Annotated in this window: 22 protein-coding genes and 3 pseudogenes; 8 read left to right on the forward strand and 17 right to left on the reverse strand. The window is 60.3% G+C overall.

Going from position 1 to position 23,293, the window contains the following annotated elements; genetic code table 11:
- Nucleotides 1-25 precede the first annotated feature (25 nt).
- A complete protein-coding gene (locus KX729_RS22460) occupies nucleotides 26-946 on the reverse strand; it encodes a helix-turn-helix domain-containing protein (RefSeq protein WP_219744730.1) in 921 nt (306 codons plus the stop codon).
- Between the two features lie 258 nt (nucleotides 947-1,204).
- On the opposite strand from KX729_RS22460, the gene KX729_RS22465 reads away from it, so the two are divergent.
- The 3 genes from KX729_RS22465 to KX729_RS22475 are packed head-to-tail and all read left to right on the forward strand — an operon-like array spanning nucleotide 1,205 to nucleotide 3,595.
- Nucleotides 1,205-2,131 (forward strand): alpha/beta fold hydrolase, encoded by a 927-nt coding sequence (locus KX729_RS22465; RefSeq protein WP_219744731.1) that lies wholly within the window; start codon nucleotides 1,205-1,207, stop codon nucleotides 2,129-2,131.
- Nucleotides 2,132-2,181: 50 nt separating this feature from the next.
- Entirely contained in the window at nucleotides 2,182-2,793 is a 612-nt protein-coding gene (locus tag KX729_RS22470) for a hydrolase (RefSeq protein WP_219744732.1), read from the forward strand.
- Nucleotides 2,794-2,803: 10 nt separating this feature from the next.
- Complete coding sequence (locus KX729_RS22475) at nucleotides 2,804-3,595, forward strand: SDR family NAD(P)-dependent oxidoreductase (protein WP_219744733.1); 792 nt, start codon at nucleotides 2,804-2,806, stop codon at nucleotides 3,593-3,595.
- Between the two features lie 8 nt (nucleotides 3,596-3,603).
- On the opposite strand, the gene mctP is transcribed toward KX729_RS22475, so the two are convergent.
- Nucleotides 3,604-5,148 (reverse strand): monocarboxylate uptake permease MctP, encoded by a 1,545-nt coding sequence (gene mctP / locus KX729_RS22480; RefSeq protein WP_219744734.1) that lies wholly within the window; start codon nucleotides 5,146-5,148, stop codon nucleotides 3,604-3,606.
- Nucleotides 5,145-5,360: a DUF3311 domain-containing protein gene (locus KX729_RS34575; RefSeq protein ID WP_219744735.1), complete on the reverse strand. Its 216-nt coding sequence runs from the start codon at nucleotides 5,358-5,360 to the stop codon at nucleotides 5,145-5,147. The genes mctP and KX729_RS34575 overlap by 4 nt, the downstream gene beginning before the upstream one ends.
- A 90-nt stretch (nucleotides 5,361-5,450) precedes the next feature.
- On the opposite strand from KX729_RS34575, the pseudogene KX729_RS22490 reads away from it, so the two are divergent.
- Nucleotides 5,451-5,706 (forward strand): annotated as a pseudogene (locus KX729_RS22490) (hypothetical protein); the annotation flags it as partial.
- A 179-nt stretch (nucleotides 5,707-5,885) separates the two neighbouring features.
- Here the strand turns inward: KX729_RS22490 and KX729_RS22495 are convergent.
- Together KX729_RS22495 and KX729_RS22500 are read right to left on the reverse strand one after the other, a co-directional pair.
- Nucleotides 5,886-6,611 (reverse strand): aspartate/glutamate racemase family protein, encoded by a 726-nt coding sequence (locus tag KX729_RS22495; RefSeq protein WP_219744736.1) that lies wholly within the window; start codon nucleotides 6,609-6,611, stop codon nucleotides 5,886-5,888.
- 22 nt (nucleotides 6,612-6,633) lie between these two features.
- A complete protein-coding gene (locus KX729_RS22500) occupies nucleotides 6,634-7,263 on the reverse strand; it encodes a flavin reductase family protein (RefSeq protein ID WP_219744737.1) in 630 nt (209 codons plus the stop codon).
- Between the two features lie 128 nt (nucleotides 7,264-7,391).
- Between KX729_RS22500 and KX729_RS22505 the strand changes: the two genes are divergently transcribed.
- Nucleotides 7,392-8,069: a GntR family transcriptional regulator gene (locus KX729_RS22505; protein ID WP_219744738.1), complete on the forward strand. Its 678-nt coding sequence runs from the start codon at nucleotides 7,392-7,394 to the stop codon at nucleotides 8,067-8,069.
- Here KX729_RS22505 and KX729_RS22510 read toward each other — a convergent pair.
- The 7 genes from KX729_RS22510 to KX729_RS22540 form a co-directional block, all read right to left on the reverse strand.
- Nucleotides 8,042-9,070, reverse strand: a complete 1,029-nt coding sequence (locus KX729_RS22510; RefSeq protein ID WP_219744739.1) for an ABC transporter ATP-binding protein — start codon at nucleotides 9,068-9,070, stop codon at nucleotides 8,042-8,044. The two genes, KX729_RS22505 and KX729_RS22510, sit on opposite strands and share 28 nt — an antisense overlap.
- Nucleotides 9,067-10,053 (reverse strand): ABC transporter ATP-binding protein, encoded by a 987-nt coding sequence (locus KX729_RS22515; protein ID WP_219744740.1) that lies wholly within the window; start codon nucleotides 10,051-10,053, stop codon nucleotides 9,067-9,069. Before KX729_RS22515 ends, KX729_RS22510 begins: the two co-directional genes overlap by 4 nt.
- The gene (locus tag KX729_RS22520) at nucleotides 10,046-11,536 is read right to left on the reverse strand and encodes an amidohydrolase family protein (protein WP_219744741.1); all 1,491 of its coding nucleotides are present in this window, start codon (nucleotides 11,534-11,536) and stop codon (nucleotides 10,046-10,048) included. Before KX729_RS22520 ends, KX729_RS22515 begins: the two co-directional genes overlap by 8 nt.
- On the reverse strand, nucleotides 11,536-12,729 hold the full coding sequence (locus KX729_RS22525) for an amidohydrolase family protein (protein ID WP_219744742.1): 1,194 nt from the start codon (nucleotides 12,727-12,729) through the stop codon (nucleotides 11,536-11,538). Before KX729_RS22525 ends, KX729_RS22520 begins: the two co-directional genes overlap by 1 nt.
- A gap of 4 nt (nucleotides 12,730-12,733) precedes the next feature.
- Complete coding sequence (locus KX729_RS22530) at nucleotides 12,734-13,696, reverse strand: ABC transporter permease (RefSeq protein WP_219744743.1); 963 nt, start codon at nucleotides 13,694-13,696, stop codon at nucleotides 12,734-12,736.
- Between the two features lie 17 nt (nucleotides 13,697-13,713).
- Entirely contained in the window at nucleotides 13,714-14,682 is a 969-nt protein-coding gene (locus KX729_RS22535) for an ABC transporter permease (RefSeq protein ID WP_219744744.1), read from the reverse strand.
- Nucleotides 14,683-15,097: 415 nt separating this feature from the next.
- The gene (locus KX729_RS22540; protein ID WP_219744745.1) at nucleotides 15,098-16,663 is read right to left on the reverse strand and encodes an ABC transporter substrate-binding protein; all 1,566 of its coding nucleotides are present in this window, start codon (nucleotides 16,661-16,663) and stop codon (nucleotides 15,098-15,100) included.
- A gap of 176 nt (nucleotides 16,664-16,839) precedes the next feature.
- On the opposite strand from KX729_RS22540, the gene KX729_RS22545 reads away from it, so the two are divergent.
- Entirely contained in the window at nucleotides 16,840-18,318 is a 1,479-nt protein-coding gene (locus tag KX729_RS22545) for an amidohydrolase family protein (protein ID WP_219744746.1), read from the forward strand.
- Nucleotides 18,319-18,387: 69 nt separating this feature from the next.
- Nucleotides 18,388-19,302, forward strand: a complete 915-nt coding sequence (puuE, locus tag KX729_RS22550) for an allantoinase PuuE (RefSeq protein ID WP_219744747.1) — start codon at nucleotides 18,388-18,390, stop codon at nucleotides 19,300-19,302.
- 86 nt (nucleotides 19,303-19,388) lie between these two features.
- Here puuE and KX729_RS22555 read toward each other — a convergent pair whose 3' ends face one another.
- The 3 genes from KX729_RS22555 to KX729_RS22565 all read right to left on the reverse strand — a co-directional run bounded on the left by KX729_RS22555 (nucleotide 19,389) and on the right by KX729_RS22565 (nucleotide 22,032).
- A complete protein-coding gene (locus KX729_RS22555) occupies nucleotides 19,389-19,877 on the reverse strand; it encodes a GlcG/HbpS family heme-binding protein (RefSeq protein ID WP_219744748.1) in 489 nt (162 codons plus the stop codon).
- A gap of 98 nt (nucleotides 19,878-19,975) precedes the next feature.
- Nucleotides 19,976-20,557 carry a response regulator transcription factor gene (locus tag KX729_RS22560; protein ID WP_219744749.1) on the reverse strand — a complete coding sequence of 194 codons (582 nt, stop codon included), beginning with the start codon at nucleotides 20,555-20,557 and terminating at the stop codon, nucleotides 19,976-19,978.
- Nucleotides 20,554-22,032, reverse strand: coding sequence for a sensor histidine kinase (locus KX729_RS22565; RefSeq protein ID WP_219744750.1), 1,479 nt, complete (start codon nucleotides 22,030-22,032; stop codon nucleotides 20,554-20,556). Before KX729_RS22565 ends, KX729_RS22560 begins: the two co-directional genes overlap by 4 nt.
- Before the next feature lie 272 nt (nucleotides 22,033-22,304).
- On the opposite strand from KX729_RS22565, the pseudogene KX729_RS22570 reads away from it, so the two are divergent.
- Nucleotides 22,305-22,560 (forward strand): annotated as a pseudogene (locus KX729_RS22570) (IS3 family transposase); the annotation flags it as partial.
- 75 nt (nucleotides 22,561-22,635) lie between these two features.
- Here the strand turns inward: KX729_RS22570 and KX729_RS22575 are convergent.
- On the reverse strand, nucleotides 22,636-22,791 hold the full coding sequence (locus tag KX729_RS22575) for a DUF892 family protein (RefSeq protein WP_376776048.1): 156 nt from the start codon (nucleotides 22,789-22,791) through the stop codon (nucleotides 22,636-22,638).
- An 81-nt stretch (nucleotides 22,792-22,872) separates the two neighbouring features.
- Nucleotides 22,873-23,068: pseudogene (locus KX729_RS22580) on the reverse strand (IS6 family transposase); the annotation flags it as partial.
- Nucleotides 23,069-23,293 lie beyond the last annotated feature (225 nt).

Raw genomic sequence — 23,293 nt, forward strand, 5'->3', positions numbered from 1 at the left:
TTGTGCTCCCAGGACACTCGTCTTGTCAGAGTTTGGCAGTCCGCCGCCAGGCGGCCGGCGTCACCCCTACGAATGCCTTGAACATTCGGGTGAAATGGCTCTGGTCTGCAAATCCGCAGAGGATGGCGATCTCCGCTACGGAAGCGCCGGAATCGGCTAACATCGACTTCGATCGCTCTACCCGATGACGGAGCATCCAGCGGTAGGGAGGCTCGCCGGTCGACTGTTTGAAAGCGCGGACAAAGTAGCTTACCGAAAGTCCGCATTGAGATGCCAGGTCTTTGAGCGACACCTCCTCTTCAGACATGCCGGCGATGGCTTCCGTCGCACGTCGAAGTTGCCAAGGTGCGAGCATTCCGAGCTTTTCATTGGCGGGACGAAGTCCGCCGAACGTCTGCGCGAAATAGGTGTTGGCGGCGAGCATGACTTGCTCCGCATAGATGGCGCTGATTTCGTGTGGACGTTCCAGCGCGGGAAGGAGCGCGTTTCCAAGATGCCAGACAGTCTCGTCGTAGATACCGCCCAGGGGGCAGCGGAGTTCATTGACCCGAGCGCATCCCCTCTCGTAGGCGATTTCGTTCAAGGCGGACTGAGACACGACGAAGATAAGATTGTCGAACGGGCTCATCAGGTTCGCGACGGGATGTTCGGCGTGATTGACGATACTCGTGGTGCGGGCTGCGTAGGAACCGCGATGCACACATTTGCCGTCCACATGCAGTTCACGCTTGGCCTGCTCGCGCAGCTGCAGAAGGACGGCGAATGTCGTTCCGATCGTCTTGTCGGTTTCGGCCGGGCGAACCGCCGGTCCATGGCCGGGGGTGTCTCTGCGTACGCGCGAGACAAGAAGACGCGCCTTTTTGGGCCCTGTTGTTACGAGCTGGGTAATCGCGTCGGCCTTGAAGTGGCTGACGAAGCTCTCCCTAAAGGCATTGTCGGACTGCAAGCTCTTCCTCCCAAGTCCTAACCCCGCAATGATCGGCTCAGCGAGCTTGCACTGTATAGCCGCCGTAGGCCCTGTAAAGGTCGACCGTTGCGTCGCACTTGAACGATATCGCCGTCCTTTGCCTATTTTTTCCGTCTCGTGAACCCGACAATGCCAAACGGTTCGCATCGCGCGCGTTTTCGACCAACGACGCTCATAACATTCAAGCGCAATGACGCTTCTCCACACAGGATGCGGTCGAAACTGGAGGCACCTTCAATGAAACGACTACTTCTTGCACTCGCGGCAATTGCAACGCTTTCCGGCACAGCATTTGCCGTCGAGCTTAAATTTCCGGCGGCATTCAAGAGCCAAGACGTGAAGTCCAATGGCACGACCATCCACGTCCGGTCCGGCGGAAAAGGGCCGGCGGTCGTTTTGATACATGGTTACGGCGACACCGGAGACATGTGGATACCGCTCGCGACCGAGCTTGCCCGCGACCACACCGTGATTGTACCCGACCTCCGCAGCATGGGATTGTCCGCCATCGCTATGGAAGGGTTCACCAAGAAGAACCAGGCTGAAGATATCGCGGGGGTCCTGGACAGCCTCGGCGTCAAGCAAGTCGACGTTGTCGGCCATGACATCGGCAATATGGTCGCTTTCGCCTTTACCGAGGCACATCCGGAGCGGGCAACTCGGCTGGTAATGATGGACGCGCCGGTTCCCGGTGTCGGTCCTTGGGATGAAATTCTCAAAAGCCCCCTCCTCTGGCATTTCCGCTTCGGCGGACCCGACATGGAACGGCTTGTGAAGGGCCGCGAGCGCATCTACCTCGATCGCTTCTGGAACGAGTTCGCCGCGACGAAGACTGGGTTTCCCGAAGCGGCGCGTAAGCACTACGCGTCCATGTACTCGAAGCCCGGGCGCATGCACGCCGGGTTTCTCCAGTTTGCCGCTTTCGATCAAGACGTCATCGACAACAGGGCATTCGTCGCAAAGCAACGCCTGAAGATGCCGGTGCTGGCGATAGGAGGCGACCACTCCCTCGGCGCGACTATGGCTGTTGTCATGCGCTCTGCCGCGGACAACGTGCAGGAGGTCGTCATACCGAACTCCGGCCACTGGTTGATGGAGGAGCAGCCTCAGGCGACTGTCTCGGCCATCCGCTCCTTCCTCGACAAGCCGGCTGCCCAGAAATGAAGATCAGGCGGCGACTGCCAAGGTCGCCGCGACATCAAAAGGAGGATTCCATGACTTCATTTTCGAAACCGCGCGATCCGATCGAAGACAATCTCCTGACCCCGCAAAACGCGGCTGTCGTCATCATCGATTTCCAGCCTGTCCAGGTGGCGTCGATCGCATCACGGCCGAAGCGTGAGCTCGTCGCCAATATCACCGCCCTCGCCAGGATCGCCAAACTCTACGAGATGCCGGTGGTGCTTTCGACAGTGAACGTCAAGACCGGTCGCAACCAGCCAACCATCCACCAGATCACGGACGTTTTGCGAGACGTCGAGGCGATCGACCGGACCTCGATCAACGCCTGGGAAGACGAAGACTTCAACCGCGCCGTCAAAGCGACCGAGCGACCTAAACTCATCATGGCCGCCTTATGGACCGAGGTCTGCCTTGTTCACCCGGCGCTCGACGCCATCAGCGAAGGCTTCGAGGTGTACCCCGTCATCGATTGTGTCGGCGGAACCTCGCTCGAAGCCCACGATCTCGGTGTGCAACGGCTCGTTCAGGCGGGGGCCAAGCCAGTCTCCTGGGTCCAGGTGATCTGCGAGCTCCAGCGAGACTGGAACCGGGAAAAGACCGTACCCGGTTTTTCGGAAATCCTCTTCACTATCGCCGGTCATTAATGGAGCCGACATGCAAATCGATCTGACAGGTAAGACGGCTCTCGTAACGGGGTCAACGGAAGGGATAGGCTACGCGATCGCGCGGCAGCTTGCGAAATCGGGCGCGGCCGTGGTGGTCAACGGCAGGTCCGAAGGCAAGACCAGAGAGACGGCCGGTCGGCTTGCCGCCGAACTCGCGTCGAACAAGGTTTCGGGAGCGGCCGCGGACGTCTCTACCGCCGAAGGATGTGCTGCATTGGTCAACCAGGTTCCACACGTCGATATCCTCATCAACAACGCGGGCGTCTTCCAGCCCATTGATTTTTTCGAGGCTGCCGATGAAGTCTGGGACCGCCACTGGCAGGTCAACGTGATGTCGGGCGTCAGGCTGGCGCGAGCCTATCTGCCCGGAATGCGGGAGCGGGATTGGGGGCGGGTCATTTTTCTCGCTTCGGAATCGGGGTTCAATATTCCCGTGGACATGATCCACTACGGCGTCACCAAAACCGCCGATGTCGCCGTCGCCAGAGGGCTGGCGAAGCGAATGGCGGGAACAGGCGTCACCGTCAATTCGGTATTGCCTGGCCCGACACTTTCCGAAGGGGTGGGGGCGATGCTGGCGGAAGAACAGGCTAATACGGGACTGCCGATCGAGGACGTGGCAGCTGCCTTTGTGAAAAAGCATCGCTCCACCTCGATCATCCAGCGTGCCGCGACGGTCGAAGAGGTAGCCAACCTAGTAACATATCTGGCATCCCCATTGGCATCGGCGACAACGGGCGCTTCAGTCCGCGTCGATGGCGGTGTCATCGATACGCTCTAAACGATTGATCAGGCTCCGCCTTGGAGCCTGATCTCCCTATCCTTCGAAGTAACCCGCAACATTGCACTCGCCGCAAAGGTTATAAGCAGGTTCAGACCGAGGGCGCTCACCGCAGAGTAGCAGGGTATGGAGATTCCCAGAATCTCGAGGGTGTACAGCGAGTTCGTGAAGCCCGTCGACGCCGCCATCGAGATACCGGCCGCAACGCCTGCAAGCCAACCGACCATGAGCGCTGCGGGATGAAGCCACCGCAAGTAAATGCCGACGATTACCGAAGGCAAGGTCTGGCACATCAAAATCCCGCCAAGGAGCTGGAACTGGACCGCCGAGGTGTTCGGTAGCAGGGTGACGAAGCCGAGCGCTCCGACTTTGATCGATAACGAGAACACCTTCGCCACCTGGGTCTGCTTCCCGTCGCTGCACTTCGGATCGATGTAGGCTCTGTAGATGTTTCTCGAAAACAGGTTGGCTCCCGCGATCGACATGATGGCGGCCGGGACTATCGCGCCGACAGCGATGGTGGCGAACGCCACGCCACGGAACCATTCCGGAAACATGTGATTAAACAGGGCGGGTACCGCAAAGACGTTACCGAACCTGGCGAAGCCCTCCGCGAACTCCGGCATGTCCTTGACGCCCGCTGCGATCGCCATGAATCCGAGGAGCATGAGGAATGCGAGCGCGATCGAGTAGAGCGGCAGGAAGATCGCATTCCGTCGCAACACGTCTCGGCTCGATGCCGCAAGTAGGCCCGTCAGCGTATGGGGATAGAGAAAGAGGCCCAATGCGCTTCCAAGCGCCAGCGTGAAGTAGGCGAAATGCGGTCCAAGGCTGTCAGGCGGCGAGGAGGCGATGAGAAGCTTCTCCGCTGGAACAGCATCGAAGATCGCTCCATAACCGCCGAGTTGGGCGGGGATGACGATCACAGCCGCGATCAGCGTTATCCAGACCAGGATGTCTTTGAAAATCGCGACCATCGCCGGAGCGCGCAGCCCTCCGTTATAGGTGAAACCCGCCATTACGGCGAAGGCCACGAACAGCGGCAGCTCGATATCGAACCCGAAGAGATGTACTGTCGCATTGAGCCCGATGCCTGCGAAAATAGCTTCGAGACCCACGAGTTGGAGCGCGATATAGGGTACCGTTGCCAGGATACCCGTTACCGCGATCATAAGCGCGAGCGTTCGGCTTCCGTACAGGCCCTCAACGAGATCGGCCGCCGTCGTGAAGCCCCCCTCTGCACATATTGTCCACACTTTGGGAAACACCACAAAGACGAGGGCAAAACTGATTACTGAAACCGGGATCGAAAAAAAGCCGAAGGCTCCCGCGCCCATCATCAGTGCGGGTAGAGCGACGAATGTGTAGGCGGTGTAAAGGTCACCACCCAGAAGAAACCAGATCAGCAGCGGTCCAAAGCGACGTCCGGCCAGGCCCCATTCAGAAAGCTGGCTAAGGTCTGCTTTCTTCCAGCGCGTCGCCAGAAACCCAAGAGAGGATATAGCGGCGAACAGAGTGATAAAGACCGAGATCGTCACAGGGCCGGCGCTCATACGTCACGGTCCTTCCAAACGGCGATATAGACCAGCCATGTTATGAGAGCGCCGCCGCCGATCCAGCCTATCTGCCAAGCGTAGAAGAAGGGAATCCCGAATATCCTTGGCTTATCGAAGTTATAGATCGGCACGCAAAGGACCGCCAGACATGGCACTACAAGCAAGAGAGTTAGCCATTTTACTCTGCGATCGCCCCGACGTTCTGCCATGCCATCCCCCGCATCCCCATCGATGATTTCGCACGATACTAGAGTAGATTTCGAAGCGTAAAATAGGGAGTGTGTCAATCTTGGATGGCGGAACTTGCGCTGCTGTTTGAAGCCCTGCAGCAGACAAGGCGATCTGCCGACTTGGCGCTTGCCTACAACGAAGCATGGGAGCACGGGCCTGCCTGGCAAGACGCTATTCGAACCGGAGCAGGAATGCTTCAGACACCAGACGTCGAGCGGCTCAACACGGTCCTGCTCGATGGCGCAGAAAAGAAACCGCGAAGAAATTGAACTTCCGAGTGAAGAATGGGCTTTAGTCCGTTCGAAAGCCAAGCCGTTGATTTGATGGGAGGTGGAAACAAAAATGGTGCCGGGAGTTCAAGTCCGCTCAAGACCTTGGTAGCAACGCCATGCGGGTTTAGGCGGGAATTGAAATGCGTTGACCGATGGACAAGCGCTGACATCCGGGCAATTCACCCAAGCTCTGTCCGGAAATCTTCCTTGTCGGCATTCATCGGAACGCGATCACGACGCACGCGACATGAGGCTGTTTTCCTTCACGCGCGGATAGCCGTAGGCATTGACCTTCGATGTGGCGTATCCCGCGCCGATCAGCGCCTCTGCCAGCTTGATCGCTGCGGTGACGCCATCAATCACCGGCACGCCGGTGGCGTCACGCAGTCTGTCGCACAGGGATGACATGCCGGCGCAGCCGAGGATGATCGCTTCGGCGCGGTCCTCTTTTTTCGCCGCCTCGATTTCGCGGATGAGCAGTCTTTCGGCCTGGACCGGGTCTTCTTCCAGACCCAAGACCGGGAGATCGATCGCCCGTACGTTCCGGCAATGACGTTCCGCTCCGTAATCGACGACGAGATCCTCGATCAGGGGAATGGAGCGGGGAAGAGTGGTGATGATGGAGAAGCGGCGGCTGATCGTCATCGCCACCTGCACGGCCGCCTGGCATATGCCGATAACCGGACCGCTTGCCACCTCGCGTGCCGCGTTTAGGCCGGGATCGTCAAAGCAGGCCACGACATAAGCGTTGACGCCGAGTGCCTCACCCTTGCGGATTTCGGCCAGCATGCCCGGCACCGCCATGGCTTCGTCGGCGCCGCCTTCAATGCTGACAGGTGTGTCCAACGGGTTGACGGCGGAGACCTGGGTATTCTCCTGCTTGACCCGCAGAGCGCTTTCCAGAGCCTGCATCGTCATGGACGTGGTCGAATTGGGATTGATGAGGCGGATATGCATGATGGGAACCTTTCGACCGCTCTCAGTCGCGCTGCGGCTTGATAAATTCGCTGATGGAAGGGGCCGTCAGCACGAACTGGCGGTCCGACGTGATGTAATTGTCGGCGTGCAGGCGGGCGATCGGCTGGTATTGTTCGGGATCGACATATCGGCCTTCCGCATCCAGGCAATCCCTGCGGACATGCATGTGCACGACCTCGCCCAGAACCAGCGTGCGACGCGGGTAATCGATGAAGCGCTCGACCCGGCATTCGAACACGCAAGGAGATTCGCCTGCGTAACTTACGTCGATCTGCTTGCAGGCCTTGGCCGTCAGCCCCGCCATGGCAAGTTCGTCGATCTCGTTGTCGAAACCCAGACCGCAGATCAGCATCTGCTGCGACAGCGGCATATCCACCATGTTGATGGCGAATTCCTGCGTGCGCCGCATGTTGGCAACCGTATCCTTCTCCTCGCCGTTCAAACGAGGCTGAATCCCCAAAACGACGATTGCCGGATCGTGAGAGAAGACGTTGAAAAAGCTCATCGGAGCCGCGTTGCTATGGCCGGCCTCGGAGCGGGTCGTCACCAAGGCGATCGGGCGGGGGCCGATGAAATTCGTCAAAAGGCGGTAGCGGCTCTGCGGCTCCAGTTCGGTAAAATCGAATTCCATGACAGCTTCCGTATTATGATTTACAATATGATTTCATATTGTAGACAATTCTGCAATCAAAATCAGATCATAACTGTTGACTTTTCTCGCCGCATAACGCTTCTCAATATTGCTGCGGAGTGAACCAAATGACTGAAGCATCAGGCCCTTCTACCGAACAGATCGTCGAAAAAGTCTGGCTCTCAATTGCCGAACGCAGATTGCGTACGGGCGTTCAGCTGAAGGAGGCGCAGCTGGCGACGATCTTCAATGTCAGCCGCGCCCGCATCCGCCGAGCGCTGACGGTGCTGGAGCGCGACGGGCTGGTCCGGATCATTCCGAACCGCGGCGCCTTCATCTCCAAACCTTCGGTCGATGAGGCACGGGACGTGTTCTTCGTGCGCCGAACGGTGGAACGCTGCGTCATCGAACGGCTCTGCAAGACCGTCTCCAAGGCTGACCTCAAGCGTCTGCGTGATCACGTCGCGCTTGAGCGCACGGCCAACGCCAAGAACATCACAACCGACATCATTAAGCTTTCCGGCGGGTTCCATCTGCTTCTCGCCGAAACCGTCGGCTCGGATTTCCTCTACACCACGATGCGGGATTTAATCTCGCGCTCGTCCCTGATCACCGCCGTCTATCGCAATACCGACCGCATTAACTGCGGGCCGGACGAGCATGCGGATATCGTCGAAGCGATCGCCGGGAAGGATGCCGAGAAGGCCACCCATCTGATGGCCCATCACCTGGAGCATGTCGAAGCCGAGCTCGACCTTAGCGAAATCCCCGACCTGTCTCACGACCTGCGCGCTGCGCTGGCGTAGGACGCCACAACGTCCGATCCGGCCGCCTCGTCTTCGACGAGATGGCATGCGACGCGAGTACCATTCGTCAGCATGCGGACTTCCGGAACGTCGACCGAGCAGCGGGCCGTTGCCATCGGGCAGCGCGGGTGGAAAGGGCAGCCCGACGGCAGTTTCAGCGGGCTCGGCACTTCACCGCCGGCCAGTTCGCGATCGCGTTTCGGCGCGTTGATATCCGGAATGGTCTGCAAGAGAAGCTGCGTATAGGGATGACGCGGACGTGCGAAAAGCTCTTCGGTATCGCCTTCCTCGACGATGCGGCCGAGATACATGACTGCGATACGGTCCGACATGTGGCGGACGACGCTCATGTCATGGCTGATGAAGAGATAGGTCAGGCCGAGCTCGTCCTGCAGCCGTCGCATCAGGTTCAGGACCTGCGCCTGCACTGAAACGTCGAGTGCGGAGGTTGGCTCGTCGCAAACGAGGAATTCCGGTTCACTGGCCAATGCACGAGCGATCGAAATGCGCTGACGCTGACCACCGGAGAATTCGTGGGGAAACTTCTCGCCATCTGACGCCGAAAGGCCGACGGTGAGGAGAAGTTCTTCGACCCGCGCCATGATGGCTTCAGCGGTATCGCGCAGCTTCAGTTCCCGCAGCGGTTCGGCAATGATGTTCTTCACCCGCCAGCGCGGGTTGAGCGAGGCATAGGGATCCTGAAAGATCATCTGGGCGGAGAGGGTCGCACCCTTCTGGCCAGGCGCGAAGCGGATCTCGCCGGCGCTCGGCCTGTGCAGGCCGGTGATAAGGCGCGCGACCGTGGATTTGCCGCAGCCGCTTTCGCCGACGATGCTGAGACAGCCGCCGGCCGGCACAGTAAAATCGATGTCGTTGACGGCGTGGACGAACTGGCGCGATTTGCGTTCGATAACGCGGTTCAGCCAAGGTGCCGAGACCTCGAATGTCTTGACGAGGCCCTTGACCGAAAGGGCAGGGGATTTCCGAGAATTGGTCGTCATGCGGTGCCTCCCGCGTTGAGCCAGCAGGCATTGGCGCCATCGCCGATCGTCACAAGTTCAGGCCGTTCGCGCCGACAGCGCGGGCCGGCGAAAGCGCAACGTGGGTTAAAAGCGCAGCCGGGCGGAATGGCATCGAGGCGCGGCATCGAGCCATCGATCTGGTTGAGCTTTTCAACGCGGGCGCCAAGCGACGGGATCGAGGCCATCAGGCCCTTTGTGTAGGGATGCCGCGGGGCATGCAGGACCTGCTCGACCGGCCCGATCTCGATCAGTCTGCCGGCGTAGAGAACCGCGACGCGGTCGGCCGCTTCGGCGATGACGCCCATGTCGTGGGTGACCAGCATGACTGCTGTCTGCTTCTCCTTGCAGAGGCGACGCAGCAGCGAGATGATCTGTGCCTGGATCGAGACGTCGAGGGCCGTGGTCGGTTCGTCGGCAATGATCAGTTTCGGGGAGGCCGCGAGCGCAAGTGCGATGACGACGCGCTGGCGCATGCCGCCGGAAAACTGGTGCGGATAGTTGTTGACCCGCTCCTCCGGGGAGGGGATGCCGACATCCCGCAGAAGCTGGACGGCGCGCGCGCGCGCCTCGGCCTTGCCGAGCGGCAGATGCTGGCGGATGGTCTCGACGAGCTGGGCGCCGACCGTGAAAAGCGGATTGAGCGAAGTGAGCGGATCCTGGAAGATCGCACCGATCTCGCGGCCGCGGATGCGTTCCATTTCGCGGTCGTCCAGCGCGTCGATGCGCTTCTGTCCGAGCCAGACCTCTCCGCCTGCAATGCGGCCGGGGCGCTCGAGCAGGCCCTGGATCGCCAGACCCGTCATCGATTTGCCGGCGCCGGATTCGCCGACGACACCGAGGATTTCACCGGGTCGGATCGACAAGCTGATATCGGAAAGGGCCGTGACCGTGCCATGGCGGCCCGGGAATTCGACCTTGAGATTGCGGACGTCGACGACCGCCTGTGCTGCTGCTTCAAGCATTTGCCACCTCTATCGGATAGCTGGGCGGGAAAATCTCCGAAACCGGCGGATTAGCCCAGCTTCGTTCGGGGTATTTGGCGATCAGGCCGTCATATTGGGCCTGCGCCTGGGTGCGGGCCTTCTGAAGGTCTAGGCCGGCGACCTGGCGGTCTCGCATGGAAAGCCGGCCATCCACGAAGACGGCGCGGGTGATCTTGCCGGAGCCGCCGGTGACGATCGTCGTGATCGGGTCGATCGAAGGAGCCATGAACAGGTCGTCGAGATCGAAGACCGCGATATCGGCCCTTGCGCCGGCGGAGAGATGGCCGATATCGGACCGGCCGAGCGCACGAGCTCCGCCGAGGGTCGCCGCGTCGAACAGGTGGGCACAGCGCACCCGATCCGGCGCGCGATCGTTGATACGGCAGGTGATCAGGCCGACGAGGAGGTTCATCAACATGTCCGGCGGGGTCGTATCCGTGCCCATGGCAATGTTGAGGCCACGGCTGCGGCAGGCGGAGAAAGAGTTGAGCGTGCTGCCGCCGCGTCCCGAGACAAGCGGGCAATGGACGATGGAGACACCGTTTTCCACGTAGAGCCGGAGATCTTCCTCCGTGGCGTTGGTGGCATGCGGCGCAACCAGGCGGTCGCTCAGCAGTCCGGCTTTGGCGAGCCAGACCGGCGCCGTCGAGCCGTGCAGCATCTTCACGGTTTCGACTTCCATCACGCCCTGCGCCATGTGCAGTCGGAACTTGCAGCCGAGATCGCGGGCGGCGGCATCGGTGCGTTGCAAAAGTGCCAGTGTCGAGGTCTCGACGCGGTCCGGTGCAAGCATGCCACGCACGAGGTCGCCATGGCGGCCGTTCTGGCGCTCGATATAGGCAACAGCGTCCTTCAGACCATGAAAACCGCGTTCCTCGTCGAAGACAGGAACCATACGGCCGGGTTCTTCCAGAACCATGCCGCCGGAGCGATAGGCGGGGCTGAGATAGACGCGCAGGCCCAATTCACCGGCTGCGTCAGCTGCCGCATCGAACTCGGCGACAGTTTCGCCCCATTCGCGGTAGAAAAGCGAGGCGATCGGGGCTGCGGTAGTGATCCCGTTGAGCAACAGCTGCGAGAAAGCAAACCGCTTCTGGAAGGCCAGCTCTTCCTGGCTGTACATTTCATAGGGACCAGCCTCGACATAGGATCGCGGCCAGACACGCCCCTTGGCCCAACCCGGATGATGGTCGATGCCGAGGATGGTCGTGTCGAGGTCCGACAAAGCGTCAAGGTCGATCAGGCCGGGGCTGATCAGCGTATTGCCGAAATCGATGCGGCGCGCGACCTCGCCCTGAAAACCGTGGCCGACGAAGAGGATTTCGCCATTCTCGAACACCACCTCCCCGTTGCGCAGCAGGGTGTGGCCACTGTTCTTGTGGCCGACGACCCAGCTTGCCGTCAAAAGGGTTCGGCCCTGCGGCCGGTGCCCGAGCTGAAGGGTTTGCAGCGCGTCGGCCATCAAGGCGCCTCCACCACGGCAACGCCCTGGCGGGCCGTGACGCGACCGCCCTTGACGACCAGCGGACGCGGCGCGACGTTGACCACAGCCTGCGCCAGCGTCTCGCCGACCAGCAGCGTGAAATCGGCATTGCAACCGACATCGAGCCCGTAACCTTCGATGCGCATGACATCGGCGCCGCCTTGCGAGACGACGTGCAGGACATGCGCCAGCTCGATATCCGAGCGCAGACCGTTCTTCATGCCAATGACCTTAGCGCGATCCAGCATGTCCAGCTGACCCCATGGCCCCCACGTATCGCGGATACCATCGCAGCCGCCACCGACCCGGACGCCGGCTTCCTTCAGTCGCATGATCGAAGGAACAGTTGCAGAGGGGGCGCCGGTGGTGAGGATCGCGACATCAAGCTTCGCGATCTGCTCGATCAGTTTACCGACGCGGAGATAATCGTTCATACCGAGCGCGAAAGCGTGGCTGATGGCGACCTTACCTTCCATGCCGTTGGCGCGGATGCGTTCGAAGATCAGTTCCATCGTAAAGGCACCGAGATCGGCTGCCTCGTGCAGATGGATGTCGATCGGCACGCCATGCTTCGTGGCGAGCGAGAAGAGGATATCGAGCTGGCCTTTCGGGTCGCGATCGATGCCGCAAGGATCGATGCCGCCGAGCACTTCGCAGCCTTGGCCCAGCGCTTCATCGAGAAGTTCGACGGTGCCCGGCATGACCATGACGCCGGACTGCGGGAAGGCGACGATTTCGATGTCGATAATGCCTTTCAGCTTATCGCGGGTCTCCCAAACGCCTTCGACCAGCTTCAGGCCATGGGTCGGATCGATATCGACATGGCTGCGGATATGGGTCGCGCCATGAGCGGCAAGGCCGACGGCGTGTCGCATCGACTGGCGATGCGGATCGATACCGATCTCAAGACGGTTTTCACGTTCGAAATCGATGCGCTCGCGCAGGATGGCCGCACGGTTGTTGACATGCCAGGGCATGCCCCAGGTCGTCTTGTCGAGATGGGTATGGGCATCGATCAGGCCGGGAGTGACGATCGCATCACCGCCATCTTCCACCGGCATGCCCGGCTCGGCTTCGAATTTTCCGAAACCGGCGATCTTGCCGTTCTTGATCAGCATATCGCAGGTTTCGCCGGCCATCGGTCGGACATTGCGGAGCAGGAGATCGGTCATGGGCTTACCTCAGCTTCGGGTTGAGTGCATCGCGCAGCCAATCGCCGAGCACATTGACGGTGACGACGAGCAGGCAGAGCTGGATGACGGGGAAGAGCACGATCCACCAGGAACCGGAGAACAGGAACTGGTTGCCGATGCGGATCAGTGTTCCGAGCGACGGCTGGCTCGGGGGCATGCCGATACCAAGGAAGGAGAGCGTCGCTTCCGTCAGGATCGCCATGCCGAAATTGAGCGTCGCGGCAACCATGATCGGCGTCAGCGTGTTCGGCAGGATATGCAGCGCCATGATGCGGCGGGCGGGCACGCCGATCAGCTTGGCGGCCGAGACGTAATCCTTGCCGCTTTCAACGATCGCCTGGGCGCGCACCGTTCTGGCATATTGAACCCAGGCGGAAAGTGCGATCGCCAGGACCAGCACGGCAGAGGCGCCGACTTCCCGCAGGTTCTCCGGTAGCATCTGGCGTACGACGGTGGAGACCAGGATCGCCACGAGAATGGTCGGGATGGACAGGGTGATGTCGCCGATACGCATCAGCAGATTGTCGATGAACCCGCGGAAATAACCGGCGACGAGCCCGGCCGTCATGCCGATGACCAGCGAGAGAGCAACCGAGGCGATGCCGATGACGATGGAAATGCGCGTGCCATAGAGGATTGCAGAGAGCATGTCGCGGCCCTGCGTATCCGTGCCGAGCAGATAGGGCCATTCGCCTTCCGTTTCCCAGATCGGCGGCAGTTCCGCCTTCCACATGTCGAGCGATGCACCGTCATATGGGTTCTGTGGCGCAATGAACGGCGCAAAGACGGCGGTCAGGATGAGCAGTACCAAAAGCGCGGCGCTGATCTTGGCCGACCTGCTGTGCATGAACGACCACCAGAGATCGCTTTTGCGGATGCGCTTTAAAAGCGATGGCCGCTTCGCCTTGGCTTTGGCCGGACCGGTTTCGGAAAGTTCGATCGTCATGAACTGGCTCCCGTTCTTTATCGCGCATCACGCAGGCGGGGATCGATCACCGCATAGGTGATGTCCACCAGCATGTTGAGCATGACGAAAATGAAGGAAATAATGCAGAGATAAGCCGCCATGACCGGGATATCGAGGAAGGTGACGGCCTGGATGAACAGCATGCCCATGCCGGGCCACTGGAACACCGTCTCGGTGATTAGCGCGAACGCAATCAGCGAGCCGACATTCATCGCCGTCATGGTGACAACCGGCATCAGACAGTTGCGCAACGCATGGCGGAAATAGATGCGCCAGCGGGGAATGCCGCGAGCGCGGGCGAACTTGACGTAATCCGAGCGCAGCACTTCCAGCATCTCGGCACGGACAAGACGCATCACCAGGGTGATCTGATAGAGCGACAGCGCGATCGAAGGCAGGATCAGCGCGGCGCGGCCCGATGGCGTCAGCAGGCCGGTGGACCACCAGCCGATCTGCACCACATCGCCGCGTCCGAAGGCAGGCAACAACCCCATGACAACGGCGAACACAAGGATCAGCAGGATGCCCACGACGAAGCTCGGCAGCGAGACGCCGACAATGGAGAGGAATTGCAGGCCCTCCGTATACCATTTGCCGCGTTTGATTGCGGTCAGAACACCCAGCGGAAGCCCGACGAACAGCGAGATCAGCGTCGCGACCAGAACCAGCTCAAGTGTCGCCGGGAAACGGTCTGCGATGAGCGGCAGGACGCTCTGGCCGTTGCGATAGGAGACGCCGAAATTGCCTTGCGCCGCGTTTACGACGAAGCGGACATACTGGGTGGCGAGGCCATCATTCAAACCGAGACGTTCGCGCAGCGCCGCGCGATCCTCCTGCGAGGTCTGTTCCCCGACCATCAGTTCGACCGGATCGCCGGCAAGCCGGAATATCATGAATGCAAGCAGCGCGACGGCCAGCATGACCAGCAGGGCATTGGCAAGGCGCTTGATGATGAAAGCCAGCATGGTGACCTCTCGGCTTCGTTCCAGTCCGGCGGGCTTGACCCCGGGCGGATACGGAAATCCTTCAGCTTGCAAGGGGAGGAGCGGTTGGTGCCGATCAATCGACAAGGCCGTCTGGCAAACAGATATCCGAAAGGGATTTCACCTCGGGCATCGACTGCCCGGGCATCCTGTTTTCGGTAACTTCCCCTTGGTTCTTATTGTTAAGACCATTAACGGCAGATGCGAAAATTTGTCAACCTGATTGTCTACAATTTTTGCATTTATTGCCAAGAAAAGTGGGGATTCAGGTTGTTGAGTTTGGCGCCAAGCTATTGATTTCGGTTGAAGTAACCGAGGGTAAATCCTTCGCGAGGCAAAAGAAAAAGAAGCGTTCCGCAGGTAGCGAAACGCTTCTCTATAGTGCCTATTGCTGGGGTCACTTGCCCATTTGTGTCAGCCAGTGACGCGGCTTGTTGTCGGCGCGGAAGTCGACGCTCTTGACCGTGCCGAGCATCGCCCAGGCGATCGGCTGCTGATGCAGCGGAACCAGCATGACCTGGTCCTTGGCGATCTTCAGTGCTGCTTCTTCCAGAGCAAAACGCTTGGTGTTGTCCGGCTCCTGGGCCGCCTGCTCGACCAGCTTGTCGAGTTCCGGATTGGACCATCCGCCGTAGTTCGAGACACCGGTCGAGCCCTTGCGGCTGGACAGGACCTGCGAGAGCAGCGAATAGGCGTCCAGGGTCGGCTCGTTCGCCCAGCTCAGGTTAAAGACGTCCGCCTTGCCGTTGGTGCGCTTCGGCGTCTGCACGGCGCGGGGCGCGATATCGACATTCGGCTTGAAGCCGCCACGCGTCAGCATGTTGGCAATGCCAGAGCAGATGTCTTCCTCGTTGATGCTTTCATCGTTCATGCACATGTAGGTGAAGGCGAGTTCCTTCATGCCGGCATCCGCCAGAAGTTTCTGGGCGAGCTTCGGATCGGCCGGCTGGTATGTGTCGAGCGACTTGGCGTAACCGGCGAGTTCCGGTGCGATCAGCGAGCCGGAAGGACGGGCGAGCTTGCGCATGACTTTCGTGTTGATCAGGTCTCGATCGATCGAGGCCTCGAAAGCCTGGCGCACCCGCAGGTCATTGAACGGATTCGGACGCCCGTCCTCCAGCTTTTCCTTGCGATTGAACGCAACGAAGACGGTACGCAGCTCGGTGCGCTTCTTGACGGTAATGTTCGGAGAGCCTTCCAGGCGCGGAAGGTCCTGGATCGGCGCGGAATCGACGAGATCGATTTCGCCGGAAAGCAGTGCCGCGACGCGCGTTGCCGCCGAGGCGATCGGCACGAATTCGATGCGGTCGATGTTGTGCTTCTTCTGGTCCCACCAGCCGTCATTGACGACCAGCACAGTCTTGCTGTCGGGGACGCGGCTCTGCAGCTTGAACGGGCCGGTGCCGTTGGTGTTCAGCGTCGTATAGCCTTCGACCTTGGAGGCGATATCTGTCGGCTTCTCGCTGTTATTGTCCTTCAGCCACTGGGCATTGAAGATGAAGATATTGGTGATGTCGTTGAGGAACAGCGCAGTCGGGGCGGAAACCTCGATGTCGACCGTATAGTCATCCACCTTCTGGACGCCGACGAAGAGCGGAATGTTGCCGCGCAGCGGCGAGGTGGCGTCGGAGGCGCGCTTGAACGAGGCGACGACGTCGTCAGCCTTAAATTCGGCGCCGTTATGGAACTTCACGCCCTTGCGAAGGGTAAAGCGCCAGTGCTTGGGGTCTACAAGCTTCCATTCCGTGGCGAGCGCGGGCTCAATCTTGAAGTCCGGTCCGTAACGAACCAGGCCCTCATAGATATGGTTGAGGAATGCGAGGTTCGACGTCGACGGTACCGAATAGGGGTCCAGCGAGAAGATATCGGCGCGGCCGGCCCAGCGGAGCGTTTCTGCCTGAGCCGGAAGAGCGATGGCGGCCGCAGTCATCGCGGCCAGGACGAAGCGTTTCATTCGGGACATTAAGTTCCCCCTTATTGATTGTTGATGACCCACCCGATCCGAAGGCCCGTGGGTTGACCAAAGTATTGTTGCCATCGCTTATATTGTCAACCGCATTGTTTACAATTATCGTCGCCAGAAATGATGACGAAATTTGTGGCATGTCGTCTACAATTTGGGCTTTGGAGAGGGATGAAATGGGTGATTTTCTGCTACTTCACGGGACGATCGTCACGGTGGATCGCGAGCGTCGCATCATCGAAGATGGCGGACTGGCGGTTTCGGGCGACAGGATTGTAGACATTGGTGCGGCTGATGAACTTGAGCGCCGGCATGCCGGCAAACGGGTGATCGACTGCCGCGGCAAGCTCCTCATCCCTGGCCTGATCGACGCGCACGGGCATGCGGGGCATGCATTGATCCGCAGCATTGCGGCCGACACCAACTCCATGTGGATGCGTGTCGTCACACCCACCTATTATCATTATGTCACCCGCGACTTCTGGTATGCCGACGGTCTGGTCTCCGGGCTGGAACGGCTTCGCGCCGGCGTCACGACTGGCGCCAGCATCATCACTTCCATGCCGCGTGCCGACGATCCTGTCTTCGCCTTCAATCACGCCCGCGCCTATCGCGAACTAGGCCTGCGCCAGATCGTCTGTGTCGGGCCGTCCGGCTTTCCCTGGCCGCATCCGGTGACGCGCTGGGAAAGCGGCGCGCCGGAACGCCGCCAGGTCGGTTTCGAGGAGATGATCGAAGGTTCCGAAGCGGTGATCGAAACGCTCAACGGAACGGCCGATGGCCGTATCAAGGTTTTCCTGACACCCTTCACCATCGTGCCTTCGGTCGAGCCCTCTAATGCCTCGTCGCCGGACCAGGCCGTCAACCTGACGAAGGATGACAGGATGCAGGCCCGGCGGGTGCGGGAAACCGCGCGGAAATGGGGTGTACGCATCCATTCGGATGCCTTTGCCGGACAGATCCGCATGGCGCATCAGGACCGGGAGAACGCGCTTCTGGGGCCCGATGTTCACCTGCAGCATTGCTGGGGCATATCGCATGACGAAATCGATATCCTTGGCGAGACCGGCACAAGGGTGACACATGCGCCGCCGGGCCGTTCCACGCCGGTTCTGGAAATGATGTCGAAGGGTATCAGGGTGGCAATCACCTCCGACGGTGCCGCGCCGAGCCGGCACTTCGATATGCTGCAGACCGCCAGGCTGGCGCAGTTCACCCAGCATCTCCTGCACAACCACGATCGCTACCTTCTGCCGCCGGGCAAGGTTCTCGAAATGATCACCATCGATGCCGCGCATGCGCTTGGCATGGAAGACGAGATCGGCTCGCTGGAAGTCGGCAAGAAAGCCGATATCGCCGTCATCGACATGCGCAAGCCGCATCTGATGCCCAACTGGATGCCGGTTCATCGGCTCGTTCATCAGGTTCTCGGCAGCGACGTGGATACGGTGATCGTCGATGGCGAACTGCTGATGGAGGAAGGACGGGTTCTGCGCGGCGATGTCGATGCCGCATTGGCGTTCGGGCAAGAGGAGGCCTTGGCGCTGGTGAAGCGGGCAGGTCTCGAAGCGCATATGCATGATCCGGGCTGGGGCAAGCTCTTGAGGACTTTCTCCGAACCGATCGCTCCCCCTGTTCCGCCTGCCATCGGATAACCGAATGCCCGATTTCCTTCCCCGACGTTTCCATACGCCCAGTTCTGCCAGATCGCGAAAGGCCGCTCGATGATCCCTATTTCCACACCGCGCAACCTCGTCGGCTACGGCCGCAATCCTCCCGATCCGCAATGGCCCGGCGGCGCGCATGTCGCCGTGCAGTTCGTGATCAATTACGAGGAGGGCGGCGAAAGCTCGATCCTCGACGGCGATCCGGCGTCCGAAAACCTGCTGTCGGAAATCGTCGGGGCGGCAGCCTGGCCCGGCCAGCGCAACCTCAACATAGAGTCGATCTACGAATACGGCTCCCGGGCCGGCTTCTGGCGCCTGTGGCGCATGTTTACCGAACTCAAGCTGCAGGCGACCGTCTACGGCGTGACGCTTGCCATGGCGCGCAACCCGGAAGCGGTTGCGGCAATGAAAGAGGCGGGCTGGGAAATCGCCAGCCACGGGTATCGCTGGCTGGAATATAAGGACTTTTCCGAGGCGAAGGAACGCGAGCATATCCGCGAGGCGGTGCGGCTGCATGCCGAATTGGTCGGCGAGCGACCCTATGGCATGTACCAAGGCAAACCGTCCGACAACACGCTGCGGCTGGTCATGGAAGAGGGCGGGTTTCTCTATTCCTCCGACAGTTACGCCGACGATCTGCCCTATTGGGTGCCGGGTATCGACCGCAAGCCTTTCCTGATCATTCCCTATACGCTTGAAACCAACGACATGCGGTTTGCCACGCCGCAGGGTTTCAACTCCGGCGACCAGTTCTTCACCTTTCTCAAGGATGCGTTCGACACGCTTTACCGGGAAGGCCAGGAGGGCAGTCCGAAGATGATGTCGGTCGGGCTGCATTGCCGCCTTGTCGGGCGTCCGGGCCGTGCGGCGGCCTTGCGCCGTTTCATCGAATATGTGCTGTCGCATGACAAGGTCTGGGTGCCGCAGCGCATCGAGATCGCAAGGCACTGGCATGAGCACCATAAGCCTTGACCGATAATCTGCCGCTGCAGTGGCTCAACGAAAGGGGAAGCGCCTGCGTTCGTTGCGCAGGCGCTTCCAGACGTTTGCCGTGAGACTTATTTCAGGCGATCGGCGAACTTGTCGAGAGCCTTGACGGCGCAGGCTTCGTCGAGATTGCCGCCCGGAGCGCCGCCGACACCGATCGCGCCGACCGTATCCTTGCCGACCTTGACCGGCACGCCGCCGGCGAGAACCAGGAAGCCGGGGATATCGACGAGGCCGGCCGCGGCCGGGTTTTTCTGCACGGTTTCGGCCATGCCGCTTGTCGGGTTGCGCGAGGAGGCGGAGGTATAGGCCTTGGCGGTCGCGGCATTTGCCGTATGGGCGCCGGCATTTTCGGCGCGGACAAGCGCCAGCAAGATGCCGGAGCGATCGGTCACGGCAGCGGCGACGTTATAACCATCGGCGGCGCAGGCGGTGACGGCGGCCTGGGCGAGGTCGACCGCTAGCGCGGTGCCGAGGCTGGTCTGCTTGACGGTGTTTTCGGCAAAAGCCGGGGCGGCGAAAGCGGTAGCGAGAACGATCGAGAGCAGTGCGTTTTTCATGTGCGGAACCTCCAGGGTGTTCGTGTTTCCTGGAGACATATCTAGCTGCAGCTGCGGCCTGCCGAAATTCGCACCGTCACCGAGGCATATCGGTAGGATTACCGATGCGCGGCGAGCCAGATACGCGTCTGCTCAGCCACGGCCGGCGTGCCGAGCTTCAAGGCGATGCTTGCACGGTGGCTGTCGACGGTGCGGACGGAGACGTCGAGCGCCGTGGCAATCTCCTTGCTGCCAAGACCTTTCGAGACGAGTTCGATGACCTCACGCTCGCGGGCGGTGAGGTGATCCAGCAGGCGGCCGGTCTCCTGGCGCGCGAGCAGTTCCGCAAGCTCGGCTTCGCAGGCGGTGATTGCTTCCATCAGCACATGTTCGTCGACCGGTTTGACGAGGAAGTCGGCGACGCCCGCCTTGAAGGCGCGGCGGCAGGCTTCGACCTCGCCATGGCCGGTGATCATGATCGCCGGCCAGCCGATTTCCATGTCGGCAAGTTTCTTCAAGAGTTGCAGGCCGCTGGTCGCCGGCATGCGCAGGTCGAGGATCAGAATGCCGGGTTTCGCCTTGTTGAGATGCGCCAGAAGATGCGCGGCATCGGGAAAGGTCGTCACGTCCTTGCCGTAGGTGGAGAGCAGCAGCGTCAGTGCCTCGCGCACCGAGGCGTCGTCGTCGATGAGATAGATCATGCGTCTCCTCCGGACGGCAGGCGGATGGTGAAGCAGGCGCCGCCATCGTTGCGCGCCTCAAGAGTGCCGTCCATCTTCTCGATCAGCCGTGCCGAGAGCGGTAGGCCGAGACCCATGCCGTCCCTCTTGGTGGAGAAGAACGGTTCGAAGATGCGGTCGAGCGCGGCGGGTTCGATTCCCGGGCCATTGTCGGCGATGGTAATGACGGTTCCATAGCCTTCCGGCCGGGCGGCGAGACGGATACGCGGCTCGGCTCGGCCTGCCAATGCGTCTGCTGCATTGCGGATCAGGTTATGGATGACCTGTTGGAAGGAAATGATGTCTATCGCCACGATACACGGTCGATCCGAAATGGTGGTCTCCAGCGCGATGCCACGTTGCGCCAGATCCGTTTCGACAAGCCGAAGGGCGCCGGCCAGAGCTTCGGCCAGGGGCACTTTTTCGATCCGTGCTTCGGCCCCGGAAATATAGGCCCGCATACGGCCAAGAATATCGCCTGCCCGCTTTGCCTCGCGGATATTGGCGTCCAGCGCCTGTTCGAGAATATCGTGGCGGTTGATCGTCAGCGCGCGCCGCGCCGCCTGGCTCTGGCTCAGCATCGCGGCGACCGGTTGGGCAAGCTCGTGGGCGATGCCGGATGCCATTTCGCCAAGCGCATTGACCCGGCCGGCATGCGCAAGCTGCGCCTCCTGTTCGAGCAACGCCGCCCGCCGTTCCTGCCGCCGCCGTTCGCGGCTTGCATTCCGATATTGTTCGAGAAGCCAGACCACCGCCGCCAGGCCAATGAGAAGGGGCAGGATGAGACGCCAGGGCAGCAGTTCACCGAGGCTGATGCCACGTCTGATCCTCAGATGTAGCGGCTGTCCCGGATTGCTGACCGAAAAGCTGGTCGTTGCTGAAAGGATCGGCGTATCGTCGGCAGTACGCGTGAAGAGCACTGCGTCGCCGAGCGATAGGTCGATCGAATATTCCGGAGGAACTCGATCAAAGTCCAGCAATCCGGCGGCGTTGATGCGTAGCCGCAAGAATCGGCCGGCCTCGACCAGTTTGTAGATGTCATAGGTATACTGTCCGGCTGTAGGGCGGGTTGCGGTATCACCCGGCTTGCCTAACCGGGGCAATTCACTTGCAACCCGATTCTCCTCGAAGGCCGGTCCGGTGGATTTTCCATAAGTGGTGACGTGCGCGACATCGCCATCGATACGCAGGGTCGCGATATCGGTAATGCGCGGGTAAAATGTGATGACTGACTCCGCGAGGCCCTGCACGCTGGCTGACGGTTCGTCCGGCGCCATGCGGATCACTGCGGCAAGTGCAGTCATATGTGCATCATGTTGCGCCAGCTTTTCGGCAAGCAACGTATCGGTCTGCCGCGCCCAGTTCGAAAGCTCTGATAGGCCCGCCCTGTACTGAAAGGCTGCCAACAAGGCGACGGCAAGCACGCTTGCGACGAGCCAGGTTACGAGTGGCCTCATTAAGGTCATCGGCACGATCGAAAGATGTTTCATCATGAATAGCGGCTGCTTAGTTCTTAGCGATTTTCAGTTGGCGAATCTCTATTCAAGATAGCATCGCCACTAGCGTGCTAATGCATCCCGGGGAAACCCGGCCACTAGGTTGTATATGAATTTTGAAACGGTGCGTGGCAAACCTCAACAGGTCGTGAACACTGTCGGTTCCACGCGGAGCTGACCCGGTTAGGCATAAAGGGATATGGACGAAGATTCGTACCACCAAGAGGTGGTTCATGTATTCCCATGCAGACAGAATTTGCGTGGTCGAGCTGTATATAGGCAAGCGGGATAAGGCGAGGATTCGCCAATTAGATTATCCGGCCAAGAATGCGCTGAGGAACTGGTACCCGCGATACGAGCTGCATCGAGATCTGCGCATCCATTCTGTGGCTCGCGCGCCGAAGTTTTCCGAGGCCCAGAAGCAGGCTACGCTTGAGCAATACGGCCCCTCACCATCGCTGGATCTCTTCAACAATGAGAGCATTGGGCTAGCCACGCCTGGAGGCGCTGGTTAAGCGGCCTTCTTGCCTTTTGGATTGGCAGAGGCCTCGCCAAGCTGGGTCATCAGCCTGTCAGCCTTGATCTCTTCCTGCAAATTCGCGTCAGGAGGGCAACCGCCTCCTCCAGGCAGCGCTGGCCGGCCCGGCTCTTCAGCGTTCTATACCGGGCGATCTCGTAGTGCTCGACCGCCTGGCCAGACGCGACGAGCCCGGCGTCCAGCGTCGGTGAACCCTTGAACTTATTTCATTACTTAGATTCAACGGATTGGCGTTGTTTAATGTGCGTCGAGGTTTCGTATGCCACCTCGTCCATATGCCAGATATCTTTTCGCGGCGGCTTCTTTCTGCGCAACTGTTTGGCGTAAGTCGCTCCGAACTTCCGGCCCCACCGCCTGATCGTTTCGTAAGACACGACAATGCCGCGCTCCAACAGCATTCCCTTCACCAGCCGAATTCTCAAAGGAAACCTGAAATACAGCCAGACCATGGGCGATGATCTGCTGTGGAAAGCGGTGGGTTCTTGTAACTGATCGTCGGCGAGTTCGTCTGGCGGAAAAGCTTCGCTTCTCCTGCCGATCGTAGCTCCTCGTCCTGCGGACCATAACCTCAAGGGTGAGCTGCGCGAACGGGACAAATCCTGCCCCGAAACCATTTTTACTTGCAATCCCAACAAAGCCCTTCGTAGGGATTTTGCGTTCTACGGCTATCATCAGAATGCCGGC

It is taken from the genome of Neorhizobium populisoli (genome assembly GCF_019430945.1).
In the GTDB taxonomy this organism is placed as follows: domain Bacteria; phylum Pseudomonadota; class Alphaproteobacteria; order Rhizobiales; family Rhizobiaceae; genus Neorhizobium; species Neorhizobium populisoli.

What these genes read in the sequence shown, in the direction of transcription:
- puuE (WP_219744747.1), top strand. Translation starts at nt 18,388, where the DNA reads ATGATCCCTATTTCCACACCGCGCAACCTCGTCGGCTACGGCCGCAAT.
- KX729_RS34575 (WP_219744735.1), bottom strand. Translation starts at nt 5,360, where the DNA reads ATGGCAGAACGTCGGGGCGATCGCAGAGTAAAATGGCTAACTCTCTTG.
- KX729_RS22555 (WP_219744748.1), bottom strand. Translation starts at nt 19,877, where the DNA reads ATGAAAAACGCACTGCTCTCGATCGTTCTCGCTACCGCTTTCGCCGCC.
- mctP (WP_219744734.1), bottom strand. Translation starts at nt 5,148, where the DNA reads ATGAGCGCCGGCCCTGTGACGATCTCGGTCTTTATCACTCTGTTCGCC.
- KX729_RS22535 (WP_219744744.1), bottom strand. Translation starts at nt 14,682, where the DNA reads ATGCTGGCTTTCATCATCAAGCGCCTTGCCAATGCCCTGCTGGTCATG.
- KX729_RS22465 (WP_219744731.1), top strand. Translation starts at nt 1,205, where the DNA reads ATGAAACGACTACTTCTTGCACTCGCGGCAATTGCAACGCTTTCCGGC.
- KX729_RS22515 (WP_219744740.1), bottom strand. Translation starts at nt 10,053, where the DNA reads ATGCTTGAAGCAGCAGCACAGGCGGTCGTCGACGTCCGCAATCTCAAG.
- KX729_RS22540 (WP_219744745.1), bottom strand. Translation starts at nt 16,663, where the DNA reads ATGTCCCGAATGAAACGCTTCGTCCTGGCCGCGATGACTGCGGCCGCC.
- KX729_RS22470 (WP_219744732.1), top strand. Translation starts at nt 2,182, where the DNA reads ATGACTTCATTTTCGAAACCGCGCGATCCGATCGAAGACAATCTCCTG.
- KX729_RS22510 (WP_219744739.1), bottom strand. Translation starts at nt 9,070, where the DNA reads ATGACGACCAATTCTCGGAAATCCCCTGCCCTTTCGGTCAAGGGCCTC.
- KX729_RS22525 (WP_219744742.1), bottom strand. Translation starts at nt 12,729, where the DNA reads ATGACCGATCTCCTGCTCCGCAATGTCCGACCGATGGCCGGCGAAACC.
- KX729_RS22500 (WP_219744737.1), bottom strand. Translation starts at nt 7,263, where the DNA reads ATGGAATTCGATTTTACCGAACTGGAGCCGCAGAGCCGCTACCGCCTT.
- KX729_RS22520 (WP_219744741.1), bottom strand. Translation starts at nt 11,536, where the DNA reads ATGGCCGACGCGCTGCAAACCCTTCAGCTCGGGCACCGGCCGCAGGGC.
- KX729_RS22560 (WP_219744749.1), bottom strand. Translation starts at nt 20,557, where the DNA reads ATGATCTATCTCATCGACGACGACGCCTCGGTGCGCGAGGCACTGACG.
- KX729_RS22475 (WP_219744733.1), top strand. Translation starts at nt 2,804, where the DNA reads ATGCAAATCGATCTGACAGGTAAGACGGCTCTCGTAACGGGGTCAACG.
- KX729_RS22495 (WP_219744736.1), bottom strand. Translation starts at nt 6,611, where the DNA reads ATGCATATCCGCCTCATCAATCCCAATTCGACCACGTCCATGACGATG.
- KX729_RS22505 (WP_219744738.1), top strand. Translation starts at nt 7,392, where the DNA reads ATGACTGAAGCATCAGGCCCTTCTACCGAACAGATCGTCGAAAAAGTC.
- KX729_RS22545 (WP_219744746.1), top strand. Translation starts at nt 16,840, where the DNA reads ATGGGTGATTTTCTGCTACTTCACGGGACGATCGTCACGGTGGATCGC.
- KX729_RS22530 (WP_219744743.1), bottom strand. Translation starts at nt 13,696, where the DNA reads ATGACGATCGAACTTTCCGAAACCGGTCCGGCCAAAGCCAAGGCGAAG.
- KX729_RS22565 (WP_219744750.1), bottom strand. Translation starts at nt 22,032, where the DNA reads ATGAGGCCACTCGTAACCTGGCTCGTCGCAAGCGTGCTTGCCGTCGCC.